Source organism: Mesorhizobium sp. M7D.F.Ca.US.004.03.1.1, assembly GCF_003998635.1.
Taxonomy (GTDB): Bacteria; Pseudomonadota; Alphaproteobacteria; order Rhizobiales; family Rhizobiaceae; genus Mesorhizobium; species Mesorhizobium loti.
In genome coordinates this window covers 1-4,335 of sequence record NZ_RZQG01000514.1, presented here as the reverse complement: position 1 = coordinate 4,335, position 4,335 = coordinate 1, and the positions used below count along the sequence as shown (strand labels likewise).

Annotated in this window: 5 protein-coding genes and 1 pseudogene; 2 read left to right on the top strand and 4 right to left on the bottom strand. The window is 63.8% G+C overall.

The features are described 5' to 3' along the window. On the bottom strand, positions 1-563 hold a 563-nt coding region (locus tag EN935_RS24230; RefSeq protein WP_164771305.1), incomplete at its 3' end, for a PRC-barrel domain-containing protein. Positions 564-852: 289 nt separating this feature from the next. Between EN935_RS24230 and EN935_RS24225 the strand changes: the two genes are divergently transcribed. Next, complete coding sequence (locus EN935_RS24225) at positions 853-1,773, top strand: diacylglycerol kinase family protein (protein WP_109665166.1); 921 nt, start codon at positions 853-855, stop codon at positions 1,771-1,773. 29 nt (positions 1,774-1,802) lie between these two features. Here the strand turns inward: EN935_RS24225 and EN935_RS40895 are convergent, their stop codons facing one another. Beyond that, on the bottom strand, positions 1,803-1,976 hold the full coding sequence (locus EN935_RS40895; RefSeq protein WP_164548799.1) for a hypothetical protein: 174 nt from the start codon (positions 1,974-1,976) through the stop codon (positions 1,803-1,805). Positions 1,977-2,136: 160 nt separating this feature from the next. Between EN935_RS40895 and EN935_RS24220 the strand changes: the two genes are divergently transcribed. Continuing rightward, on the top strand, positions 2,137-3,669 hold the full coding sequence (locus EN935_RS24220; protein ID WP_206532342.1) for an HWE histidine kinase domain-containing protein: 1,533 nt from the start codon (positions 2,137-2,139) through the stop codon (positions 3,667-3,669). 13 nt (positions 3,670-3,682) lie between these two features. On the opposite strand, the gene EN935_RS24215 is transcribed toward EN935_RS24220, so the two are convergent. After that, positions 3,683-4,147, bottom strand: a complete 465-nt coding sequence (locus tag EN935_RS24215; protein WP_109665163.1) for a hypothetical protein — start codon at positions 4,145-4,147, stop codon at positions 3,683-3,685. An 11-nt stretch (positions 4,148-4,158) separates the two neighbouring features. Continuing rightward, a pseudogene (locus tag EN935_RS24210) lies at positions 4,159-4,335 on the bottom strand (DUF883 family protein); the annotation flags it as partial.

Genomic DNA, 4,335 nt, shown 5'->3' with positions numbered 1-4,335 from the left:
GTGGCAAGGTTGCCGTCGGCCCGCTTCACGGGTTCCGCCGGAGCCGCATTCAGGTCGACAGGTTTCTGCGCCGTATCCGTCGTCGCGGGTGCCGTCGGTGCTGTTGCGTCAGTCGATGCAGCAGGTGCTGGTGCCGGAGCGTAGGGCTTGCTGTCGAACTCCGGATGCGCCGTCAGCTCGTCCTTGCTCGTCTGGGCAACCAGCCAGCGATCGCCGTTCTTTTCGGCCCATTGCAGCTTATCGTAATCGAAAGCGACGTTCTTCGCTCCGACACCCAGAAAGCCGCCGACGCCGATGACGACGGATTTCGCCTGGCCATCTTTGTCGAAGACGACGTCGCTGACCTTGCCGATGCTCTCGGCATCGTCGCCGGTGCCGTTGTAGACGGATTCACCGATGATGTTGGTGACAATGCTGCCCTCGGCGCGCGGCAGGGGAGCGGCGGCAGCCGGCTCCTGAACGGCAGGCGCCTCCGCTGGTGCCGGCGTTGTCGCGCTCTGCGCATGAGCGCCGGTCGCGATCAGCGTTGCGAGTGCGGTCGTGGCTAGAAGATTGCGGATCATGATCGTCTCTCCTGGTGCGTGATTTCGTGCACGCCGCGCCCGGTTGAACCCGTCGCTGGGGAGATCTGACGCGGCAACTTCTACAGTTCACAACGTCGTGAGCATGCTGTTGTTCCGACAAAAAGCGCGCGGAGTCCGTGGCAAGAAATCGACAAGCGTCTCCGTCACAGCCTTAAGCCCGATCGCGGATTTCGCCACACACGGAACCTTTCCCACCTCGCCGCGTTGCAGCCTATGGCTGGGTTTGTCTTTGTCCCGGTCCGACCATGGTCGAATAACGGAGTGGGGCATGAAATTCGCAGCGGTGCTGAACCGGGACGGCGGCACCTTGCGGACCATTGACCTTGCCGCTTTCTCCGACAGGATGCGCCAGGCGCTGGAGACGGCAGGCCACTCTCTCAGCATCGAGATTGTCGACGGCAAGGATGTGGTGGAAACGCTCGACAGCGCGGCCTCACGCCGCTCTGTCGATGTCGTGCTGGCCGGTGGCGGCGACGGGACCATTTCTGCCGCAGCCGCCCGGTTGATGGGGACGAAGAAGGCGCTTGCCATATTGCCGGCCGGCACCATGAACCTGTTCGCGCGCGGGCTGGGCATTCCGCAGTCCCTGGATGCCGCGCTCAAATCCTTCACGGACGGCGAAATCATCGCGGTTGACATAGCGACCGCCAACGGCCGGCCGTTCGTTCACCAGTTCTCGATCGGCATGCATGCGAAGATGGTGCAACTGCGCCAGAAAATGGAGTTCGGTTCTCGCCTGGGAAAGATCCGTGCCTCGGCCAAGGCGGCTTGGGCGACGATCAACAATCCACCGGCGATGAACGTGACGCTCAGCATCGGCGAAGCCGAGATGGCGGCCCGCATTACCGGCATCGGCATCACCAACAATTTGTTCGGCGAAGGCCACTTGCCTTACGCCGACAACCCGGCGGGCGGCGTGCTTGGCGTCTATGTCACGGTGGCGCAGCAGCGCGCCGAACTGGTCAAGTTCTTCTTCAACATGGCGCGCGGCAAATGGCGCGACAACGAACATGTCGAAATCCATCAGGCGGGTAGGACGGTCCTGAAAATCCACTCGGGGAGCCGGAAGTTTCGTGCCGTGATGGACGGAGAACTGATCAGGCTTGAGCGTGAAACGACGATCGAAATCCAGCCCGGCGCGCTCAATGTCCTGGTGCCGGCCAGCGTCGCCGAGGCAAAGGCCGCCTGATGCGATTCGTACCCATTGCCGCCGACAAGCTAGCCGCTGGGAGCACTGCCCTGTTGGGTCGTGTCCTTCTTGATCAATTCGCCATAAATCTCGGCGGCCCCCCAAGCAACAAAGGCCAGCAGCAACGCAGCGATCAGAATGCGCAGGCCATGCCGGCCCCAGCGCCCCTGACGGGCTTTGTCCTCAGGAATGATCTTGATCATGGTCGGCCCTCGGATCGGTTTGCGCCAATTGGCGCGTCCGGCAAAACAACATGGTCGGGTAACGGTTCCTCGCTAGGATGGTTCCGGCCGGCCGGCTGGTTCTGGATCGACAGACCGGCGAAGCGACGACGAAGACCAAAACAGGGCAACGGGGACCTGGGTGAATAACAAGGCGGAAAAAGTGCCGGATCTGCCGGCTGACGTTGCGCTGGCGGTCAGTGCCGAAGACCGGCTGGCCGTGCTGCACGGGCTGGAGATGCTGGATACGGCGGCCGACCCGGATTTCGACCGCATCAGCAGCCTTGCCGCGGCGGTAATGCAGGCGCCGATAGCCTTGGTCACGCTCGTCGACCACGAGCGGCAGTGGTTCAAATCCTGCTTCGGCCTGGACCAGACCGAAACCGCGACCGACATCTCCTTTTGCGCTCATGCGATTGCCGCCGGCGAAGAGCCGATGGTGGTGGCGGATGCAACGACGGACCCACGTTTCAACGCCAACCCGCTGGTCACCGGCAAGCATCATGTCCGCTTCTATGCCGGCGCGCCGATGGTCGTGGCAGGTGCCCGCATCGGCACGCTCTGCGTTCTCGACCGCAAGCCGCATGCCTTTCCATCCCGCGCCGAGCTCGACCAGTTGAAGGCGCTCGCCGGCCTCGCCGCCAGCCTGTTCACCTTGAAGGACGCGACCCGCAGCGGCGCCATCGCCGAGGCCGCACTGGTGCGTGAGGAAAAACGACGCGCCATCGCGCTCGATGCGGCGTCGCTCGCCAGCTGGGCGTGGGACATCCGCACCGACATCATCGAATGCGACACCTTGCTGTCGGAGCTGTTCAACCTGCCGCGCTCGAACCGGCTGCGGGCACGCGACATCCTCACCGCCATCGATCCGCGCGACGTCTACCAGACCGAAACCCGCTTTCGCGACGCCTTGACCGGCAGCGACGACTATTTCGGCGAATACCGGGTGAAGGGCTTTCATCCGCCGCGCTGGCTCGCCACGCGCGGCCGTGTCATCGAGCGTGACGGTGACGGCAAGCCGACGCTGATCTTCGGCGTCAACTACGACATCTCGGAGCGCAAGCTTGGCGACGAGCGGCAACGGCTGCTGCTGCGTGAGCTCAACCATCGCGTCAAGAATACGCTAGCGACCGTCCAGGCGCTGGCGACACAGACCGTGCGCCATGCCCGCCAGCCGAGCCAGTTCCTCGAGGCCTTCGGCGCCCGGCTTCAGGCCCTGGGCATCGCCCACAATCTGTTGTCGGACCGCGAGTGGCGCGGCATCGGCATCCGTGAACTCGTCCAGATCGAGGTCAGGCCATTCGAAACGGCCGAGCAGCCGCGCATGACGATCTCCGGCGACGACTTGCTGCTGTCGCCCGACCAGGCCGTCGGGCTTGGCCTGATCCTGCATGAACTGGGCAGCAATGCACTGCAATATGGATCGCTGTCGGTGGTATCAGGCAAGGTTGATCTCGGGTGGAAGACGCAAGGCAGGAAGGGTGCCCGCCGCCTTGTGCTGACCTGGCGCGAAAGCGGCGGCCCGCAAGTCGCCCCGCCGGAACGGCACGGCTTCGGCTCGATCCTCATCCGCCGCAGCCTTGCCAAGGTCATTTCAAGCGAAGTGACCCATGAGTTCCGGCCGGAAGGGGTGTTTGCTGAAATATCGATGCCGCTGGAAGACCTGTCGAAGTGACCTCCCAGCGCCTTTAGTTACGCCCGCTTTCATCCCCATCGTCTGCGCCCGGCTTCACGTTCTCGCGGTAGATCGCGTAAGCCGCGAGCGCTACGGCTGGACCCAGAATGACGCCGAGACCACCTTTTCCCTTGAGCAGTGTCGGCAGCACGGCGAGTGCGGCGGTGATGCCGATCGCCTTCATGTCGGCATTGCGGCGTTGCGCCCGGCGCCGGGCGCGCGAGCCTGCGGATATCTGGTAAATCAACAGGATCAGCCCGGCAAGCACCAGAAAACCGACGCCAAAGCCCAGTGCGGCGGCAAGCGACCCGTAGCGCATCGCCGACCAGATATAGGCTGCGCCGACCAGAAAGCCGAGACCACAGAGCGCTGCCGATAGGGCGAGCCCATAAACGATTGCCGCCGTGCGCGCCCGGCGCATGGCGGCAACGGTTTCGCCCGAGGCGAGACCCGAAATCAGGGATGCCAGCATTCCCATCTGCAATGCGACTAGCGACGCGCAATGAGCGCGAAGAGGAAGCCAACGCCGGCAGCGATCGCCAGTGACGTCACCGGCTTTTCACGCACGCTCGCCATCATCTGCGCTTCGATGTCCTTGGCGTTGCTGCGCAGACTGTCAAAGGCTGCTTCGCCCTGCGCGCGCAGTTGCTCGACACCTTCCGTGGC

Coding starts and splice junctions, on each gene's coding strand:
- EN935_RS24225 (WP_109665166.1), top strand. CDS start 853: ATGAAATTCGCAGCGGTGCTGAACCGGGACGGCGGCACCTTGCGGACC.
- EN935_RS40895 (WP_164548799.1), bottom strand. CDS start 1,976: ATGATCAAGATCATTCCTGAGGACAAAGCCCGTCAGGGGCGCTGGGGC.
- EN935_RS24215 (WP_109665163.1), bottom strand. CDS start 4,147: ATGGGAATGCTGGCATCCCTGATTTCGGGTCTCGCCTCGGGCGAAACC.